Here is a 17,210-nt window from a genome sequence, read left to right as displayed (position 1 = left end):
TCACCAGAGTGTCCGCAGGCGCCCCGCAGTGACGCGGCGCGCAACTCGATGAGGAGAACGATCACATGAACAGCAGAAGGCTCCCCCTCGCCTCCGCAGTCACGGTCCTGGCCGTCGGAGCGCTCGCGCTCTCGGGCTGCACCGCGGACTCGTCCGGCTCCGGAGACGGCGGCGACACCAGCATGACCCTGTGGCACAACTCGACGACGGGCCCCGGAGTGGAGTTCTGGGAACAGACCGTCGCGGATTTCGAGAAGGACAACCCGGGCGTCACGATCGACATCCAGTCGATTCAGAACGAGGATCTCGACGGCAAGCTGCAGACCGCCCTCAACTCCGGCGACGCCCCCGACATCTTCCTGCAGCGCGGTGGCGGCAAGATGGCGGCGATGGTCAAGGCCGGCCAGCTCAAGGACCTCACCGACGCCATCGACGGCCCGGCCGCCGACGAGATCCCCGATGCGTCGTACTCGGCGAACAGCCTTGACGGCAAGATCTACGCCATGCCCGTCGCCGTACTGCCCGGCGGCCTCTTCTACAGCCAGGACCTCTTCGACCAGGCCGGCATCACCGAGAACCCGACGACCCTCGAGGAGCTCGAGGTCGCCACCGAGGCGCTGAAGGCGGAGGGGATCGACCCGATCGCACTCGGCGCCAAGGACGCCTGGCCCGCCGCGCACTGGTACTACTGGCTGGCGCTGCGCGAATGCAGCTCGGACACCCTCGCCGCCGCGGCGGACGAGATGGACTTCAGCGACGACTGCTGGGTGCGTGCCGGTGAGGACCTGCAGGCGTTCGCCGAGACCGAGCCCTTCAACTCCGGATTCCTGACGACTCCCGCACAGCAGGGCGCGGGCAGCTCGGCCGGCCTCATCGCGAACCACCAGGCCGCCATGGAGCTCATGGGCGCCTGGAACCCCGGCGTGATCGGCTCGCTCACCCCTGATCAGAAGCCGCTGGCCGACCTCAGCTGGTTCCCGTTCCCCGAGGTCGAGGGCGGAGACGGCGAACCCGGCTCCATGATGGGTGGCGTCGACGGCTACTCGTGCTCGGTGGATGCACCGGACGCCTGCGTCGACTTCCTGAACTACATCGGCACCTCGGACGTGCAGACCGCGTACTACAAGGCGTTCAACGCCCCGCCCGTCAACACGGTCGCTCAGGAGGCCGTCACCGAGCCCTACCTGCAGACGATCCTCGAGGCGTACAACGCTGCCCCCTACGCGACGCAGTGGCTCGACACCGTCTACGGCCAGAACGTGGGCAACGCGCTGAACGTCGCCGTGGTCGACCTGCTCGCCGGCAACAGCAGCGCGGAAGACCTCGTCAAGGCTGTGCAGGATGCCGCAGCGAAAGCGTGACATGCGTGCCCGGCTGGAAGTGATCCTTCTGGCCGGGCCCGCCCTGCTCGTGTTCCTCGCCTTCGTCATCTTCCCGGTGCTGATGGCGGCGTACTACGGGTTCTTCAGCTGGCAGGGCTACGGCCCTCCCACCGACTTCGTCGGGCTGAAGAACTACCTCACGATCCTCCAGGATCCGCTGTTCCACGACGCGCTCGCGCACAACGGGTTCATCCTGGTGTTCTCCCTCGTGCTCCAGGGTCCGATCGCCATCGTGCTGGCGCTGCTGCTCAACCGCAAGATGCGCGGCCAGTCGCTGATCCGCGTGCTGATCTTCGTCCCGTACGTGATCTCCGAGGTCGTCGTGGGCACGGGGTGGAGCCTGATGCTGCAGACCAACGGCGCGATCAACGCGATGCTGACGAACATGGGCCTCGGGTTCCTCGCCACCGACTGGCTGTCGGATCCCGGCATCGCGATCTGGACGCTGATGGCCATCATCACGTGGAAGTACATCGGCTTCGCGGTCATCCTGTTCCTCGCGGGCCTCCAGGGCATCCCGGAGGAGCTGCACGAGGCGGCGGCGATCGACGGCGCGTCCTACTGGCAGATCCAGTGGCGCATCACTCTGCCGCTCCTGGCGCCGACTCTGCGCATCTGGGCGTTCCTGTCGATCATCGGCTCACTGCAGCTGTTCGACCTCGTCTACATCATCTGGGGCCAGTACATCGCCTCCACCGCGGGCACGTCGACCATGGCGACCTACATGGTCTCCGAAGGCCGGAACGCCGGCAACTACGGCTACGGCAACGCGGTCGCGGTCGTCCTGTTCCTCATCTCGCTCGTGGTCGCTCTCATCTATCAGCGTGCGGTGCTGCGCAAGGACACCGACGGCGCCCTCACGGGTGCATCGGGTCGCAAGCGCGGCTCCCGGTCGCGCGCGTCGCAGGATGCCGTCCCGCAGGATGCCGTCGCAGACGCAGACGCCGACTCCGGTGCAGACGCCACCACACAGAAGGAGTACGTCCGATGACCGCCACCTCGGTGCTCGTCACCCAGCGACCCGCCCGTCTCGGACGCCCGGGTCGAACCGCCACGCCGAAGCTCCCGTGGGCGCATCCGACCGTGTACTTCGTCGCGCTGATCGCCGTCGGACTGATGCTCGCGCCCATCGCGTACATCATCACCGGCGGGTTCCGCACGAACGCGCAGATCACGACCGACCCGTCGGGGTTCCCGTCTCCCTGGGTGGTGTCGAACTACCTCGACGTCCTCACCGGCGACGTGTTCTGGCGGCTCGTGGGCAACTCGACGATCGTCGCCCTCGCGACCACCGTGGGCACCGTCGCTCTCGCGCTGATGGCGGCATACGTGCTCGCTCGATACCGGTTCGCCGGTCGCGGCGTGCTCTACGCCTTCTTCGCCGCGGGCCTGATGTTCCCGCTGACCGTGGCGATCACGCCGCTGTACATCGTGGTGCGCAGTCTCGGGCTGATGAACTCGCTCGGCGGAGTGATCCTGCCGCAGATCGCCTTCGCCCTGCCGACGACCATCATCATCCTCGTGCCGTTCCTCCGGGCGATCCCCGATGAGATCGAGGAGGCCGCGTTCATCGACGGATGCAGCCGCATCGGGTTCTTCTGGCGGATGGTGCTGCCGCTCTCCCTGCCGGGAGTGATCACGACCGGCATCCTGGCGTTCATCGGCAGCTGGAACGGCTATCTGCTGCCGCTGTTCATCCTCAACGACGCCTCGGCGTTCACCTTGCCGCTCGGCGTGCAGTCGTTCGCCTCGCAGTACTCGGTCGACACCGCGAAAGTGCTGGCATTCACCTCTCTGTCGATGATCCCTGCGCTGATCTTCTTCAGCCTGTTCGAACGGCGGATCGTGGGAGGGCTGACCGGTGCTGTCAAGGGCTGACACGGTCGCCGTCGCGACCCCACACGTCGACGAGAACGAGAACGAGAACGAGAAAGAGAACAAGATGTCGCAGTACGCAGGCGCCGCGCCGCGCTCGCCCCGCGTCGAGGAGCTCCTCGCGCGGATGACCCTCGAGGAGAAGCAGGCGCAGCTCGTCGGCTTCTGGGTGGACCAGGGCGTCGAGGTCGTCGCGCCGATGTCGGGCGAGAAGAAGAGCTCGACCCGCTACGAGGACGCCTCGGCGCACGGGATCGGTCACCTCACCCGCGTGTACGGCACACGTCCGGTCGACCCTGTGGAACGCGCCGAGTGGCTGTGGGCCGAGCAGCGCCGCCTGAAGGAGCAGACCAGACTCGGCATCCCCGCCATCGTGCATGAGGAGTGCCTGACCGGTCTCGCCGCCTGGAAGGCAGCGACCTTCCCGACGCCGCTCGCCTGGGGCGCCGCGTTCGACCCCGAGCTCGTCGAGGAGGTGGGCCGAGCGGTCGGATCATCGATGCGCGCACTCGGGATCCATCAGGGCCTCGCTCCCGTGCTCGACGTCATCCGCGACCCCCGTTGGGGCCGGGTCGACGAGTGCATCGCCGAGGACCCGCTGGTCGTCGGCCGGGTGGGCACGGCGTATGTCCGCGGCCTCCAGTCCGAGGGCGTGCACGCGACCCTGAAGCACTTCATCGGATACTCCGCTTCGAAGGCCGGACGCAATCACGCGCCCGTGAGCGCGGGCGTGCGAGAGATCGAGGACGTGCTGCTCCCGCCGTTCGAGATGGCGATCCAGGAGGGCGGCGCCCGCAGCGTGATGAACTCCTACGTCGACATCGACGGCGTTCCCGTCACGGCAGACGCGCACTACCTGACCGGCATCCTGCGCGATCGCTGGGGGTTCGACGGAGTCGTCGTGTCGGACTACTTCGCGGTCGACTTCCTCTACAGCATGCACCGCGCAGCCGCGGACTCAGCGGACGCCGCCAGGCTCGCGCTCACAGCGGGAATCGATGTCGAGCTGCCCTCGCCCGACGCCTTCGTCACGCTCGCCGATCAGGTGCGGGACGGTCGGCTCCCGGTCGAGATCCTCGACAGGGCCGTGGGCCGGGTGCTCGCGCAGAAAGAGGAGCTCGGGCTGCTGGATGCCGGCTTCGACACCCCTCCGACCGCGATCGACCTGGATCCGGCAGAGCACCGTGCGCTCGCGCGCCGTCTCGCCGAGGAGTCGATCGTGCTGCTGAGCAACGACGGATCCCTGCCGCTCGCGCCCTCGACCACCGCCAGGATCGCCGTGATCGGGCCGAACGCCGACAGCGCCGAAGCGCTGATGGGGTGTTACTCGTTCGTCAACCATGTGCTCGCGCATCACCCCGACACCCCCGCAGGCATCGATCTGCCGACGGTCGCCGGCTCGCTGCGCGACGAGTTCCCCGCCGCCGAGATCGTCTCGGCGATCGGATGCGATGTCGAGGGCTCCGATCGCTCCGGCATCCCCGCCGCGGTCGACGCCGCCTCCGCTGCCGACGTCGCCGTCGTCGTGGTGGGCGATCGCGCCGGCCTCTTCGGACGAGGCACCGTGGGCGAGGGCAACGACGTCGAGGACCTCGAGCTCCCCGGCGTCCAGCGCGAGCTGGTCGAGGCCGTCGTCGCGACCGGCACTCCTGTGATCCTCATCGCGATGACCGGACGTCCGTACGTCCTCGACTGGGCGCTGCCGACCCGTGCGGGCGCCGCCGGGACCATGACCGGCCTCGGAGCGGTCGACGGCTCTGTTGTGGCGAACGAGGCATCCGCGGGCATCCCCGCGGCTGTGCTGCAGACGTTCTTCCCCGGCGAGGAGGGCGGCCCCGCGATCGCGCGGCTGCTGAGCGGTCGCGTCGCTCCGTCGGGTCGGCTGCCGGTATCGCTGCCGCGTTCGGCGGGAGCGCAGCCGTACTCGTATCTGCACCCCGTGCTGGGCGGGCTCACGGATGTCACGAGCGCCGACTCCACGCCCGTGCGGCCCTTCGGCTTCGGTCTCAGCTACACGACCTTCGCCCACGATCAGCTCACCGCACCCGCATCGGTCACCTCGGGGGAGAACTTCCGGGCGACGGTGCGCGTGCGCAACACCGGCGAGATCGCCGCGACGGACGTCGTGCAGCTCTACGCGCACGACGAGGTCGCGAGCGTGACCCGTCCGGTCGCCCAGCTGCTGGACTTCCGGCGGGTCGCGCTCGCGCCCGGCGCCGAGCAGATCGTCGAGTTCGACGTGCCCATCGACCGGCTGGCCTTCACCGGGCTCGACGGCGTCAAGCGGGCCGAAGCAGGAGCCATACGCCTGTGGGTCGGCGGCGCCTGTGACGAGGAGGAGACGGTCGCCCGGCTCGAGATCGTGTGAGGCGTCAGCCCTTCACACCCGCGATGAACGCGCTCACGTGCTCCTGGAGCTTCAGGATGCGCATCTCGCGGGCGAGCTCGCGGTCGTAGCCCTCGTACGCGAGCGGCGGCAGCACGCGCACGTTCTGCGAGCATCCGAACTCCGCGCAGACGAGAGTGCCGATGCTGTCGCCCTTGCGGCCGGCCGGACCCGCCTTGCGGGCGACGTACAGCTGCACGTCGTTGCGCAGGGTGACGTCCTCGCACCAGGAGCACTGGGCTCTGGCCGTGACGCGCTGCTCGGCGCGCTGCAGGATCACGCCGGCGAGGACGTCATCGACCCAGGCGACGACATAGGAACGTCGAGGGAGCTTGGGGTCGACCCAGCCGAGGTAGTCGAGCTTCTCGACGTCGAGGTCGGCGAAGCCGGCGGGCAGGGTGAGATCGGAGACCTCCTTGCGGGAGGCGTTGATGAAGGAGGCGCGCAGGGTGCGCTCGTCGATGGGACGCATGGGTCGGTGCTTTCGTGTGGGCCGCAATAGGGCGGCGGAGAGGAATGAAGGGCGGCATCCGCACGGATGCCGGGTACGACGTGGTTCCGGGGACGGGATGTTCCGCCTCCGGCCGATCGTCAGCCTCTGTCCGTGGCGCTGAACGCGCCCACGGCTCCATTCCGCGCTCGATCCGGAATCCGGTGAGCGCTCTTCGACAACAGCACCCCGAGAGTCTACGCCCGTTTGTTTCGGAGCATGTCGGCTCGGGTTTCCTCGCTGCCACAGCCGACCTACTCTTGCCGGAACGTCCGCTCATGAAGGAGACCACCGTGTCCACGCCGCTGAACCGCCTTTCGCCCCTCTCGGTGCGTGAGCGTTCTGCGTGCATGTGCCGCCACGGCTTCGCATGCTCCTCGTTCGAGGCGGGTCACGCGCTGCACCTGATCCAGGCGCGCATCGCATCGGCGACCCCGACCGAGTGGGCCGACGCGATCGTCGAGCACGCCGATGCGGCGACCGGCGAGCTGAGGGTGCGCACCCTCGACGGGGCGACTCACGCACTGTGGAACAGCGGCGGCGCAGCGCTCGAGGCTCCTGCGGGCACGCCGATCGCGCTGCACGTGCGCTACGGCGTGCTGGCCGTCGGTCGCACGCAGTTCAACGTCGCGCTCTCCTGAGGGCGCCGTGCGACTCGCTGCCGCTCAGGCGGTCGCCATCATCATGTCCTTGACGGCCATGCACGCGTCCATGCAGTCCTTGCAGGTCTGAGCGCACATCTTGCACACCTCGCTGTGGTCGGCGTGCGCCATGCACTCGTCCATGCACGTCTGACACATCGCGATGCAGGCGTCGAGCATCGCCATCATCGACGCAGGGGTCATGCCCTGCATCCGCATCATCGACCGCATCATGGTGTTGCACATGTCCGCGCAGTTCATGCATGCCGGCGAGCAGTCCATCATCTGCGTCGAGCACACCGTGCACGCCTGCTCACAGGCCGAGCACGCGTCCATGCAGGCCTGCATGACCGACATGTCCATGGTCGCCATGTCGGGCATCGACATCATGTTCGAGCGCATGGCGCCCATCATCATCGAGTCCATGTTCTACCGCTTCCTTCGTCGACCGCAGCCGAGGTGAGAGCGGGCAGGACCACCCGCCTGGGGCCAGGCTAGTCGTCGCCGACGTCCGCGTCGACGGGGAGGTGGCGCTGTCACGCCCGACCGCGGTTGTCAATCCCGTGTGCAGGATTCTCGGTCCGTGCGACGGTGGACATCCATTGATCGACTGATGAAAGGAATCGCGCCATGAGTGGAGCAGACGACATCAAGAACGCAGCGGAGAAGGCCGGCGGAAAGATCAAGGAGGGCGTCGGAAAGGCGACCGACAACGAGAGCCTCGAAGCCGAGGGTCGCGCCGACCAGACGAAGGCTTCGGTCAAGCAGGCCGGAGAGAACGTCAAGGACGCCGCACACAACGTCGGCGACGGTCTGCGGGACGCTTCCCGGGACTGATCCCTGAAACGGAGTGAGGCCCGCCGAAGCGGGCCTCACTGCGTGGATCAGCGGGTGCGGCTGCCGGAGATCGCTCGGATCAACCAGGCGATGACCGCGATGGCCAGCAGCACCAGGCCGACCCACAGGAGGAACTGCAGGGACTGCACGAGCCCGCCGGTGATCGCCAGGATGATGGCGACCACGATGATGATGATCAGCAGGATGTTCATCGGTCTTTCCCTTCTTGGGGGCGCGGGGGAGTGCGCCCATCGGTCACTCAACCTAGACCCCCGGGGCCTGTCACCGGAGGGCCTTGACGCGGGGCTTCCCGCCGTGCGAGAGGAGCAGACGACATGCCAGGACGCAGGAACAACTCACTGAAGGATCCGGAGCTGTACGAAGAGCTCCGCGATGACGGCGCCTCGAAGGAGAAGGCCGCCAGGATCTCGAACGCCGCAGCCAGAGACGGCCGCAGCACGGTCGGGCGCCGAGGCGGCGAGCACGGCGACTACGAGGACTGGACCGTCGACGAACTGCGCACACGCGCCAAGGAGATCGGCCTCACCGGTTACAGCGGCAAGCGCAAGGCCGAGCTCATCTCGGCGCTGCGCGATCATTAGGTCCGCGTCTGTGGCCCGGTTCGGTGTCGAGGAGGAGTTCGTCCTCCTCGACGAGCAGACACTCGTGCCGTCGGCCATGAGTCCCGAGACGCGCGAGCGCATCCTCGACGCGGCGGGCTCCGGTCTCACCCCTGAGTATCTGACCTGCCAGCTCGAGTCGGCGACCGAGCCGTGCGTCACGCGAGCGGATGCCGAGGGGCAGCTGCGTCGCACGAGAGGGATTCTCGGCGAGGTCGCTGCGGAGCAGGGATCGATCGTGGCCGCCTCCGGCACCCCCTTCATCTCGCCCAACCGCCTCGTGGTCTCGTCGTCGCCCCACTACGACGCGGTGTCCGCCCAGCTCGTCGAGATCACGCGTGAGCACGAGGTCAACGGCCTGCACATCCACGTCGAGGTGCCGGACGAGGAGGAGCGCGTCCGCGTGGTCAACCGCGTGCGGGCCTGGTTGCCTCCGTTGCTCGCCATCACCGGCAATGCGCCGTTCGCGCACGGGCGGGATTCGGGCTACGCGAGTTGGCGCAGCATCCTGATCCGTCGACTTCCTGCCTCGTGGAGTCCTCCTCTCTTCCACGATATGAGCGACTACCGCTCGCACGTTGATCAGCTGGTCTCGATGGGGGCCATCGCCGAAGCCAGCTCGCTGTCATGGACCGTCCGCCTGTCCGAGAGGTTCCCCACCGTCGAGGTGCGCGTCTTCGATGCGCAGCTGACGGTCGACGACACGCTGCTCGCCGTGGCCCTGACTCGCGCGCTGCTGGTGAGCGACGCCCTCGACGACTGTCACGGTCTGAGCCTCGACGCGATCGACGCCTCGCTGTGGACCGCGGCCAGATACGGCACGGATGCTCGCCTCGTCGACCCGGTGGACGGATCGATCGAACCGGCCTGGACGATCGCCGACCGGCTGCTCGAACGGCTGCGCCCGGCGCTCGCCCAGCTCGGCGACGACGATTTCGTGGTCGACGGCCTCGCCCGCCTCCGATCCGAGGGCACCGGCGCCCAGCGCCAGCACCGCGCCTACGCGGATGACGGCGCCGCCGGACTCCGCGAGCTGTATCGGACGAGCACCGCGACCCGCTGACCGCCCCGGAGGTCTCCCGGCGGCAGTAGTGTCGCCGTGTGGCATCCTCTCGCTTCGCGCCGCTGCAGCGGCTCGTGATATCCGTCGCCGTCCTCGCGTCCTTCGTGACCTTCCTCGACGGCACCGTGGTGACCGTCGCCCTGCCCGCGATCAGCCGAGAGCTCGGCGGCGGCATCACCACTCAGCAGTGGGTGGTCGACGCGTACCTCATCACTCTCAGCGCGCTGATCCTGCTCGCGGGGTCGCTGTCGGACGCCTACGGCCGGGTGCTCGTCATGCGCATCGGCCTGATCGCCTTCGGCGTGGCATCCGTCGCGGTGGCCGCCGCACCCGATCCCCTCATCCTGATCATCGCGCGCGCGGCGCAGGGCGCAGCGGGTGCGCTGCTCGTGCCCAGCTCGCTCGCGCTGATCACGGCGACCATGCGCGCCGACGTGCAGTCGCGGGCGATCGGCGTCTGGACCGCGTTCACGACGGCGGCACAGCTGGTCGGCCCCCTGCTGGGCGGGCTCTTCGTCGACTTCCTCTCGTGGAGATTCGTCTTCCTCATCAACGTGGTGCCGATCGCCGTCACGCTCGTGCTGCTCTCGCGCCTGAAGCTGAAGGAGCACCCCAGCGGTGTGCGGGTCGACTGGCTCAGCGGTGCGCTGTGCGCGATCGGTCTGGGCGCTGTGGTCTTCGCGCTGATCGAGCAGCCGAACCTCGGGTGGCAGTCCCCTGCGATCTGGATGCCCGGCGTCGCCGGAGCGGCGCTGTTCGCCTGGTTCCTCGTACGCCAGCAGCGCTCGGCCTCGCCGCTGATGCCGCTGTCGCTGTTCCGGGTGCGCGACTTCGCCTGGGGCAACCTCGCCACCCTCTTCGTCTACGCCGCACTGTCGCTCAACGGCTTCGTCGTCGGCGTCTACCTGCAGCAGGGCGGAGGTCTCAGTGCCACGGCGGCCGGCCTCGCGAGCCTGCCGATGACGATCCTGATGATCCTCGTCAGCTCGCGCGCCGGATCCTGGGCCGGTCGTTTCGGGCCCCGCATCTTCATGACCGTCGGTCCGCTCATCATGGCGGTCGGCGCGCTGATGCTGCTGCTCGTCCGCGAGGACTTCGACTACTGGTGGCAGGTATTGCCGGCGATGATCGTGCTCGGCCTCGGGCTCTCGCTCACCGTGGCTCCGCTCACCTCGGCGATCCTCGGCGCCATCGACGAATCCCGCTCGGGCATCGCCTCCGCGGTCAACAACGCGGTCTCCCGCGTCGCCGGGCTGCTCGTCGTCGCGATGCTGTCGACCATCATCGGCGGCACGCTCGATCTCGCGGGCTTCCACAACGCGGCCTGGGTCACCGCCGCGCTGCTCGTGCTCGGCGGTGTGGTGTCGTGGATCGGCATCCGCCGCAATCCGGCCGAGGAGGCCGAGGCTCCGGCCGTCGACGGGGCACCCTCGCCGATCGGTTGACGATGTCGGTGGTCGGGCGCACACTGGGGGCATCGTCCTACCGAGCACCCGGAGGTCCACCGTGAGCACGCCCCAGACGCCCCTTCCGCCCGTCGTCGACGTTGACACGTGGCGTCGCGAGCTCGACGCACTGCGCGTGCGTGAGAAGGCGGCGACGCGAGAACTCGATGCGATCGCGGCACAACGACGACGACTGCCGATGGTCGAGCTGCCCGACTACACGCTCGTCGGCGAAGACGGGCCGGTGCGGCTGCCCGAGATCTTCGGCGAGCACCGCCAGCTCATCGTCTACAACCACATGTGGACCGACGGCAATGAGTGGCAATGCCCCGGCTGCACCGGCTTCACGTCGCAGTTCACCCGCCTCGACTTCCTCGAGCGCTACTACGACGCCCGCTTCGTGATCGTGACGAACGGACCGATCGATGAGGCACTGGCCTACCGCGACAGGGTGGGCAACCGCATGACCTGGTATTCGAGCGCCGACAGCACCTTCGGTGCCGACATGGACGCCGGTCCGAACGAGGGCTTCGGCGTGAACGTGCTGCTCCGCGACGGCGACACGGTCTATCGCACGTGGCACACGAACGGCCGTGGCACCGAGCGCATGAGCCAGCTGCAGGGTCTCGTCGATCTGCTGCCCTTCGGCCGACAGGAGGAGTGGGAGGACTCCCCCGCCGGCTGGCCCCAGCATGAGACGTATTCTCAAGGGATGGGTTCGAAAGAGATCGCCGCACTGTACGGGGCCGGCAGCTGAGGCGCGCCACGGTCGAGGTCGCCGCCATCGCCGTGCTGGTCCTCACGCTCACAGGGTGCGTCACGACCATCTCCGACCCTCCGGCGCAGTTCGCCCTTCCCCCCGCGGGAGCGACCCCCGACTATCAGCTCGGCGGCGGCTACGACCCCGCCGACGGAGTCGGCATCGTCGGCCGGGACCGCTCGGATGTGCCCGCCGACGGGCTGTACTCGGTCTGCTATGTGAACGGATTCCAGACCCAGCCGGGCGAGCTCGACACCTGGCCCGACGACCTCGTGCTGCAAAGCGACGGCGAGCCGGTGTTCGACCCCGATTGGCCCGATGAGGCTCTGCTCGACACGTCGACGGACGAGCGCCGCGAGCGCATCGCCGAGATCGCCGGACCGTGGATCGAGGGGTGCGCCGAGTCGGGATTCGACGCGGTCGAGTTCGACAACCTCGACTCGTACACCCGCTCGGACGACGCGCTCACTCTCGACGACAACCTCGCCCTCGCGGCGCTGCTGGTCGACGTCGCCCACGACTCCGGACTCGCAGCCGGGCAGAAGAACGCCGCCGAAGACGCACCGGTGCTGCGCGAGCGCGCAGGATTCGACTTCGCCGTCGTCGAGGAGTGCAGCGTCTTCGACGAGTGCGGGGCGTTCACCGACGTCTACGGAGACGCCGTGATCGACATCGAGTACTCCGACGAGCTGCCGCGGTCGTTCGACGAGATGTGCGCCGACGACGACGCCCCCTCGTCGATGGTGCTGCGAGACCGCGACCTCGTCACGCCGTCAGACGACGGGTACGTGTTCGAGACCTGCGATCGCTGACCGTCGCCTCAGCAATGCACATCGATATGCTGGCCCCGTGAGCATGACGGGGGATCACGGTGGCGCCACGCCTGCGGCCGCGCGCCCGGCGCCCGCGCAGGTCGTGCGGCACGCTGCCTCCCGGTGGACGCGCGGGATCTCCGAGCTGCCCCGATGGATCTGGTTCGCCGCAGTCGCAGTCGCCGCCGTGGCCATCGTCGTCGCGGCGATGGGCGGGTTCACCCGTGCAGAGGCTTCGCCGACGCTGCGCGGCGCGGATGAGGAGGTGCGCACCTCGCATTACGCGATCACCGTGCTCGACGCCGAGTTCGTCACCGAGGTCGAGTCGGAGTATCTCGAGGCGGAGCCCGGCGAGAAGCTGCTCGTGATGAGCACGCGTATGGAGAATCTCTCGGATGCTCCGATCGGAGTCGGCACCACCGTCGACCGCATAAGCACCGGGTTCGTGAACACCAGCCGTCCGCTTCTCGACCTCGCAGGCGTCCCCGCGAGCGACTCGGTGGCGGTCTGGCGAGCGGACGGGTCATCCGGCCAGGTCATCCTGCAGCCGGGCGTCCCCAGCCAGGTGACCTTCGCCTGGACCATACCCGAGGACGCGTTCCTCGACGGTTCCGTCGCGCTCGACGTGCACGAGGTGCAGATCCAGCGTGGAGCGGTGATCCTCTCCTCACGAGCGGTCACGTGGCGCCCTGCCGCCCTCAGCGCACGCATCTCGGTCACCGCCCAGGAGACACGATGAGACGCGCGACCCCCTGGCTGGTCGGCGCTGCGCTGGTGGTCGCGGCCGGCGGGCTGACCGCCGTCACCCCGACCGATGACGACGTCATCGGTCCGACCGTCGTGCGTGGCGCCTTCGGCGACCCCGTCGAATCCCGCACTCTGATCGCGGCAGCGACGGACGCGACGTTCGCGGACCAGGTGGCGGTGTCCGGTGGCGACTGGAGCGCGGAGGGGAACTGGCTCGTCGTGACGGTGATCGCCTCGGCGCCCCGCACGGAGGTGGATGCCGCCATCCAGCTCGCGACGCTGACGATCGACGATCGCGTGTTCCAGGCCAGCGAGCGACCCGACGCGACGCTGACGTCGACCCCGCTGCGACTCGGCATCGACACGGTCGGGACGCTGGCCTTCGAGCTGCCACCGGATCTGACATCGGGGCAGGCGGACCTGCGTCTCATCTCCTCGTACTTCACCGCCGAGCTCGACGACGTGATCGCGATCGCGGTCGAACTGGACGACCTTCCTCGCACGCCGAGTCTCGAGCTCGATGACCCCGAACTGCGGATCCCATGAGCTGGTGGCGGACGCAGCGGACCGGGCTGATCGCGGTGGCGATCGCGGCCGTCGCGATGGTCAGCGCCACGGCATGGCTCGACATCGCGCCGAGCATCCGGCCGACGGATCGGGTGATCGACGCCGACACGACGGTCGACATCGCCGGACAGACCCTCACGCTCGGGCCCACGGAATGGGCGGAGTTCGAGGCGCCTGCGGGGACCCGCACCCTCAGCGTCCGACTGTCGTCGAGCGGCGGATCCGCGGCATCGCTCTGCGGACAGACGACGCTCACAGAGATCGACGCCGATCGCACCTGGCTCAGCTCTCGCGCAGACCTCGATGTGCCCTACGACGAGGGCGAGAGCTCATGCATCGCCGAGCCGGCGTCGTACCGCATCCTGCTGACCTTCCTGCTTCCCGACGACGCCGATGGCCCGTTCCTGCTCGACATCGAGGGCAGTGACGACGACCTCGCCCGCTTCCGTATCGAGCCCTGACGGGCGGGTGTCGAGGCCAGACCGGGGCCGGCCGATGACGGCGTCATAGGCCGTGGCGACGATCGCCACCCTGAGCGGTTCGGCGACGGCACCGATGGCGACGGTGACGAGCGGGAAGAACCCCGCCCAGAACGACGATTCGTGGCCCCCGATCAGCAGCAGCACTCCCCGGGTGCCCGCCTGCTCGGCGAAGCCCCACGCGGCGTAGGCCAGTGCGTAGACGCCGAAGAGCAATGGCCCGCCACGCCAGATCACCGCGACGGCAGCCCAGAGGCCTTCGAGTCGCATCACCAGCGTGCGCGCGATGCTCAGCGCCGCCCCTCGCGCCGCTCCCCCGCCGACGCGTGCGAACGGCGGAGTCGAGTCGAAGGTCGTGCCGAAGATCACACCGGCGACCGTGAGCCAGGCCGCGGGGACGAGGAGTGCGGCGACGAGGATTCCGGCCAGCCAGGTCGCCCCTTCCCATACGGCGGCGATGGGTTCGATGTTCACCGAGAACCAGTCGCCGAGGCTCTGCAGCCACCCGGCCGCCTCTCGTTCACCGAACCAGTCCAGGACGCTGACCCACCACCGTGCGACGAGTGTGAAGAGCATGAAGGTCCACAGCACCTCGGCATAGGTGGCCAGGATGATCGTCCACCGCGGCAGCCGGTCGGCGAAGCGCGTGAAGAGCAGTCGTGCGATCAACGCGATCACGAGCACCGTCACCGGCAGCACGCCGACCGCGATGACACCACCGCGATCGCCCATCTGGACGAGGTCGTACCCGGAATCGGCCAGCGCGATCGCGCTCGCGATCTGGAAGAACTCGATCTGGTCGGCATCGAGCAGACCCCACGCGGTGTAGAAGGCGAAGAACGGCAGGATCGCGGCGAGAGTCGCGGAGGCGAACTCGCGGAGGCCACCGGCATCCTCCCTCCGGCTGTGCGGCAAGGAGGGGCGCACAGTGAGATACATCGCGACGTACGCGACGAGTCGGGCGGCGACCGCCAGCGGCAGCAGCAGCAGGCCCCCGAGCGTGGTGTGACCGCCGACGAAGCCGGCGAGCTCGATCAGTACGCGATGCAGCGCCTCGCCCCCGAGATACCAGGCCATGAGCGCAGGCCAATGTCGGGCGAGGATGCGCCCGAACGTGCGGAGGGCCTGTGACATGTGCCCTACCGTACCGGTGGATCACCGTCGTCGAGCGGCATGAGGACACCGACCCCGGCTCACGCCAGCGGCATACTCCGCGCCACATCGGGCGTCAACCCGGTTCTCACCGCCGCCCTGCGGGGGCACCATGTCGTCGTGAACGCATCGACGTGGACTCCCCGCCGCGCCGTCTCGGCCGCAGTGGCGCTGTTGCTCGCCGCCGCACTCTCGGGCTGCGGCCTGACCATCCCGGCCGACCCGGACGGCACTCTCGCGTCGGCGACCGGCGCTGACCTGAGGGTCGGCGTCTCGGCCGATCCCGGGCTGGTCGACACCGATCGCGACACCCCCACAGGCAGCATCCCCGACCTCGTGACAGGCTTCGCCGACAGCATCGACGCCGACATCGACTGGACATACGGGTCGGAGGAGACACTGGTCGGGATGCTGGAGCGCGGCGACCTCGATCTCGTGGCGGGCGGCTTCACCTCTGACACCCCCTGGATCGACAAGGCCGGGGTCACCCGCGGCTATCCCGAGATCGACGGGGCCGACGGTCGCGAGATCGTGATGCTCGTGCCGCTCGGCGAGAACGCGTTCCTCAGCGCTCTCGAACGTCACCTCGACGAGGCGGTGGGGTCGCGATGACCGTGCAGCGGATCGGCCGCACCGAGCTGCCGGACGAGCAGCGCGCAGCGCTCCGCCGAGCGATCGGGTGGGAATGGTTCACCATCGCCTACACGTCGGTGACGATCGCGGTGATCGCCCTGGTCGTCGGCAACTCGCAGGCGATGCGCACCGCGTGGATCGAGGACATGCTGTCGCTGATCCCGCAGATCGCCTTCCTCGTCGCGCTGATCTTCATCCGCAAGCGCCCCTCGGTCAAGCATCCCTACGGCCTGCACCGCGTGATGGGAATCGGACACCTCGTGGCGGGCGTCGCCCTGCTGGCGGTCGGACTCAATCTGGCGGTCGAAGCGGTGACCGGGCTCATCGCCCGCGAGCACCCGACCATCGGCACGGCGCAGCTGTTCGGGCAGACGATCTGGCTCGGCTGGCTGATGGTCGCCGTGATGGCCGTGGTCATCGTCGGCCCGGTGTTCTTCTACGGACCGGCGAAGGCGAAGCTCGCGCCCGTGCTGCACAACAAGCTGCTCTTCGCCGACGCCGACATGGCCAAGGCCGACTGGCAGACCACGGTCGCCTCGATCGTCGGCGTGCTCGGTGTGGGTGCCGGCGTGTGGTGGCTCGACGGCGCTGCGGCTCTCGTGATCTCGCTCGGGATCGTGTGGGACGGCTGGCGCAACACCAAGACCGCCGTGATCGATCTCATGGACCAGCGCGCCAGGACGTACGACAGCAAGCACCCGCATCCGCTCGCCGGTGACGTGATCTCGACCATGCGCTCCCGCCCCTGGGTCGCGCAGGCGGGAGTGCGGATGCGGGATCAGGGGCAGGTCTTCCACATCGAGGCGTTCGTCGTCCCGCATCGCGGAAAGGTGTCGATGGGCGACGTCACCGACCTCGCAACGCGCATCACCGACCTCGACTGGAAGGTGCAGGATGTGGTCGTCGTCCCGGTGGAGGAGCTCCCCCAGGGCGTCGACACCTCGGGCCGCGACTGACCGTGCTCGGAGCGAGGCCCCGGACGGCAGGACGCCCACCGCACCAGCTAGGGGGAGTCCGTGCGGCGGGCGCCGTAGCCGGTCGCTCGGGGCGACCGGCCGCTCTCGGCAGGCGTCAGAGGTCGTCCTCGTCGTCGCCGTCCTCCGAGCCCGCGGCGTCCGGATCGTTCGGGACCGGGTCCTCGGACTGCTGACGCGGCGCGAGCTCGTCGGGGATCATCGGCGTCTCGTCCGCCTCGGATCGCCCGCCGTCGGGGGTGGATTCGATGTCTGACATAGTGCTCCCTTCGTCGGTGTGCGCAGTCCGGTCAGCATGCCGAGGCGGAACAGCCGATGCGCGCCCCTTGACAGAACGCGCTCACCCA

The 17,210-nt window shown here is 68.7% G+C and carries 21 protein-coding genes; 16 read left to right on the top strand and 5 right to left on the bottom strand.

All coding sequences use genetic code 11. From position 1 onward, the window contains the following. Window positions 1-65: 65 nt before the first annotated feature. The 4 genes from QRN21_RS14070 to QRN21_RS14055 all read left to right on the top strand — a co-directional run bounded on the left by QRN21_RS14070 (window position 66) and on the right by QRN21_RS14055 (window position 5,625). Window positions 66-1,361, top strand: coding sequence for an ABC transporter substrate-binding protein (locus QRN21_RS14070; RefSeq protein WP_187250262.1), 1,296 nt, complete (start codon window positions 66-68; stop codon window positions 1,359-1,361). Further along, entirely contained in the window at window positions 1,342-2,373 is a 1,032-nt protein-coding gene (locus tag QRN21_RS14065) for a carbohydrate ABC transporter permease (protein ID WP_082297874.1), read from the top strand. Before QRN21_RS14070 ends, QRN21_RS14065 begins: the two co-directional genes overlap by 20 nt. Beyond that, complete coding sequence (locus QRN21_RS14060) at window positions 2,370-3,260, top strand: carbohydrate ABC transporter permease (RefSeq protein WP_056279587.1); 891 nt, start codon at window positions 2,370-2,372, stop codon at window positions 3,258-3,260. Before QRN21_RS14065 ends, QRN21_RS14060 begins: the two co-directional genes overlap by 4 nt. A 64-nt stretch (window positions 3,261-3,324) precedes the next feature. Then, window positions 3,325-5,625 (top strand): beta-xylosidase/alpha-l-arabinosidase, encoded by a 2,301-nt coding sequence (locus QRN21_RS14055; protein WP_285364702.1) that lies wholly within the window; start codon window positions 3,325-3,327, stop codon window positions 5,623-5,625. 4 nt (window positions 5,626-5,629) lie between these two features. Here QRN21_RS14055 and QRN21_RS14050 read toward each other — a convergent pair whose 3' ends face one another. After that, entirely contained in the window at window positions 5,630-6,115 is a 486-nt protein-coding gene (locus tag QRN21_RS14050) for an FBP domain-containing protein (protein ID WP_285364650.1), read from the bottom strand. 296 nt (window positions 6,116-6,411) lie between these two features. Between QRN21_RS14050 and QRN21_RS14045 the strand changes: the two genes are divergently transcribed. After that, window positions 6,412-6,774 (top strand): hypothetical protein, encoded by a 363-nt coding sequence (locus QRN21_RS14045; protein ID WP_285364647.1) that lies wholly within the window; start codon window positions 6,412-6,414, stop codon window positions 6,772-6,774. A 24-nt stretch (window positions 6,775-6,798) separates the two neighbouring features. Here QRN21_RS14045 and QRN21_RS14040 read toward each other — a convergent pair whose 3' ends face one another. Then, window positions 6,799-7,074, bottom strand: a complete 276-nt coding sequence (locus QRN21_RS14040) for a four-helix bundle copper-binding protein (RefSeq protein ID WP_502883104.1) — start codon at window positions 7,072-7,074, stop codon at window positions 6,799-6,801. Between QRN21_RS14040 and QRN21_RS14035 the strand changes: the two genes are divergently transcribed. Beyond that, window positions 6,977-7,237, top strand: coding sequence for a hypothetical protein (locus QRN21_RS14035; protein WP_232224473.1), 261 nt, complete (start codon window positions 6,977-6,979; stop codon window positions 7,235-7,237). The genes QRN21_RS14040 and QRN21_RS14035 overlap by 98 nt on opposite strands. A gap of 167 nt (window positions 7,238-7,404) precedes the next feature. Next, window positions 7,405-7,611 (top strand): CsbD family protein, encoded by a 207-nt coding sequence (locus tag QRN21_RS14030; protein ID WP_053097611.1) that lies wholly within the window; start codon window positions 7,405-7,407, stop codon window positions 7,609-7,611. 47 nt (window positions 7,612-7,658) lie between these two features. On the opposite strand, the gene QRN21_RS14025 is transcribed toward QRN21_RS14030, so the two are convergent. Continuing rightward, window positions 7,659-7,823 (bottom strand): hypothetical protein, encoded by a 165-nt coding sequence (locus QRN21_RS14025; RefSeq protein WP_167347464.1) that lies wholly within the window; start codon window positions 7,821-7,823, stop codon window positions 7,659-7,661. A 123-nt stretch (window positions 7,824-7,946) separates the two neighbouring features. Here QRN21_RS14025 and QRN21_RS14020 point away from each other — a divergent pair, with 123 nt between their 5' ends. The 7 genes from QRN21_RS14020 (at window position 7,947) to QRN21_RS13990 (ending at window position 13,604) form a co-directional block, all read left to right on the top strand. Next, complete coding sequence (locus tag QRN21_RS14020; protein ID WP_056279581.1) at window positions 7,947-8,213, top strand: DUF7218 family protein; 267 nt, start codon at window positions 7,947-7,949, stop codon at window positions 8,211-8,213. Between the two features lie 10 nt (window positions 8,214-8,223). After that, the gene (locus QRN21_RS14015) at window positions 8,224-9,294 is read left to right on the top strand and encodes a carboxylate-amine ligase (RefSeq protein ID WP_285364644.1); all 1,071 of its coding nucleotides are present in this window, start codon (window positions 8,224-8,226) and stop codon (window positions 9,292-9,294) included. A 38-nt stretch (window positions 9,295-9,332) separates the two neighbouring features. Beyond that, the gene (locus tag QRN21_RS14010) at window positions 9,333-10,739 is read left to right on the top strand and encodes an MFS transporter (protein WP_285364642.1); all 1,407 of its coding nucleotides are present in this window, start codon (window positions 9,333-9,335) and stop codon (window positions 10,737-10,739) included. A gap of 61 nt (window positions 10,740-10,800) precedes the next feature. Then, window positions 10,801-11,496: a DUF899 family protein gene (locus QRN21_RS14005; RefSeq protein ID WP_072591748.1), complete on the top strand. Its 696-nt coding sequence runs from the start codon at window positions 10,801-10,803 to the stop codon at window positions 11,494-11,496. Window positions 11,497-11,528: 32 nt separating this feature from the next. After that, window positions 11,529-12,311 carry an endo alpha-1,4 polygalactosaminidase gene (locus QRN21_RS14000; protein ID WP_442922969.1) on the top strand — a complete coding sequence of 261 codons (783 nt, stop codon included), beginning with the start codon at window positions 11,529-11,531 and terminating at the stop codon, window positions 12,309-12,311. Between the two features lie 37 nt (window positions 12,312-12,348). Further along, window positions 12,349-13,050, top strand: coding sequence for a hypothetical protein (locus tag QRN21_RS13995; protein ID WP_285364640.1), 702 nt, complete (start codon window positions 12,349-12,351; stop codon window positions 13,048-13,050). Further along, window positions 13,047-13,604 (top strand): hypothetical protein, encoded by a 558-nt coding sequence (locus tag QRN21_RS13990; RefSeq protein WP_285364638.1) that lies wholly within the window; start codon window positions 13,047-13,049, stop codon window positions 13,602-13,604. Before QRN21_RS13995 ends, QRN21_RS13990 begins: the two co-directional genes overlap by 4 nt. 350 nt (window positions 13,605-13,954) lie before the next feature. Here the strand turns inward: QRN21_RS13990 and QRN21_RS13985 are convergent, their stop codons facing one another. Further along, the gene (locus QRN21_RS13985) at window positions 13,955-15,238 is read right to left on the bottom strand and encodes a hypothetical protein (RefSeq protein ID WP_053097619.1); all 1,284 of its coding nucleotides are present in this window, start codon (window positions 15,236-15,238) and stop codon (window positions 13,955-13,957) included. A 39-nt stretch (window positions 15,239-15,277) separates the two neighbouring features. On the opposite strand from QRN21_RS13985, the gene QRN21_RS13980 reads away from it, so the two are divergent. Continuing rightward, window positions 15,278-15,868 carry a type 2 periplasmic-binding domain-containing protein gene (locus tag QRN21_RS13980; RefSeq protein WP_350223956.1) on the top strand — a complete coding sequence of 197 codons (591 nt, stop codon included), beginning with the start codon at window positions 15,278-15,280 and terminating at the stop codon, window positions 15,866-15,868. Further along, window positions 15,865-16,845 carry a cation efflux transmembrane domain-containing protein gene (locus tag QRN21_RS13975; protein ID WP_285364635.1) on the top strand — a complete coding sequence of 327 codons (981 nt, stop codon included), beginning with the start codon at window positions 15,865-15,867 and terminating at the stop codon, window positions 16,843-16,845. Before QRN21_RS13980 ends, QRN21_RS13975 begins: the two co-directional genes overlap by 4 nt. Window positions 16,846-16,960: 115 nt before the next feature. On the opposite strand, the gene QRN21_RS13970 is transcribed toward QRN21_RS13975, so the two are convergent. After that, window positions 16,961-17,122, bottom strand: coding sequence for a hypothetical protein (locus tag QRN21_RS13970; protein ID WP_285364633.1), 162 nt, complete (start codon window positions 17,120-17,122; stop codon window positions 16,961-16,963). Window positions 17,123-17,210 lie beyond the last annotated feature (88 nt).

The organism is Microbacterium sp. LMC-P-041, from assembly GCF_030209555.1.
Classification (GTDB): Bacteria; Actinomycetota; Actinomycetes; order Actinomycetales; family Microbacteriaceae; genus Microbacterium.
Note: the sequence above shows the minus strand (reverse complement) of the source record. Positions and strands in the feature narration are given on the sequence as shown.

Coding starts and splice junctions, on each gene's coding strand:
- QRN21_RS14070 (WP_187250262.1), top strand. CDS start 66: ATGAACAGCAGAAGGCTCCCCCTCGCCTCCGCAGTCACGGTCCTGGCC.
- QRN21_RS14025 (WP_167347464.1), bottom strand. CDS start 7,823: ATGAACATCCTGCTGATCATCATCATCGTGGTCGCCATCATCCTGGCG.
- QRN21_RS14035 (WP_232224473.1), top strand. CDS start 6,977: ATGCCCTGCATCCGCATCATCGACCGCATCATGGTGTTGCACATGTCC.
- QRN21_RS14065 (WP_082297874.1), top strand. CDS start 1,342: ATGCCGCAGCGAAAGCGTGACATGCGTGCCCGGCTGGAAGTGATCCTT.
- QRN21_RS13990 (WP_285364638.1), top strand. CDS start 13,047: ATGAGACGCGCGACCCCCTGGCTGGTCGGCGCTGCGCTGGTGGTCGCG.
- QRN21_RS13980 (WP_350223956.1), top strand. CDS start 15,278: ATGAGGACACCGACCCCGGCTCACGCCAGCGGCATACTCCGCGCCACA.
- QRN21_RS14030 (WP_053097611.1), top strand. CDS start 7,405: ATGAGTGGAGCAGACGACATCAAGAACGCAGCGGAGAAGGCCGGCGGA.
- QRN21_RS14060 (WP_056279587.1), top strand. CDS start 2,370: ATGACCGCCACCTCGGTGCTCGTCACCCAGCGACCCGCCCGTCTCGGA.
- QRN21_RS13985 (WP_053097619.1), bottom strand. CDS start 15,238: ATGTCACAGGCCCTCCGCACGTTCGGGCGCATCCTCGCCCGACATTGG.
- QRN21_RS13975 (WP_285364635.1), top strand. CDS start 15,865: ATGACCGTGCAGCGGATCGGCCGCACCGAGCTGCCGGACGAGCAGCGC.
- QRN21_RS14020 (WP_056279581.1), top strand. CDS start 7,947: ATGCCAGGACGCAGGAACAACTCACTGAAGGATCCGGAGCTGTACGAA.
- QRN21_RS13970 (WP_285364633.1), bottom strand. CDS start 17,122: ATGTCAGACATCGAATCCACCCCCGACGGCGGGCGATCCGAGGCGGAC.
- QRN21_RS14050 (WP_285364650.1), bottom strand. CDS start 6,115: ATGCGTCCCATCGACGAGCGCACCCTGCGCGCCTCCTTCATCAACGCC.
- QRN21_RS14055 (WP_285364702.1), top strand. CDS start 3,325: ATGTCGCAGTACGCAGGCGCCGCGCCGCGCTCGCCCCGCGTCGAGGAG.
- QRN21_RS14045 (WP_285364647.1), top strand. CDS start 6,412: ATGAAGGAGACCACCGTGTCCACGCCGCTGAACCGCCTTTCGCCCCTC.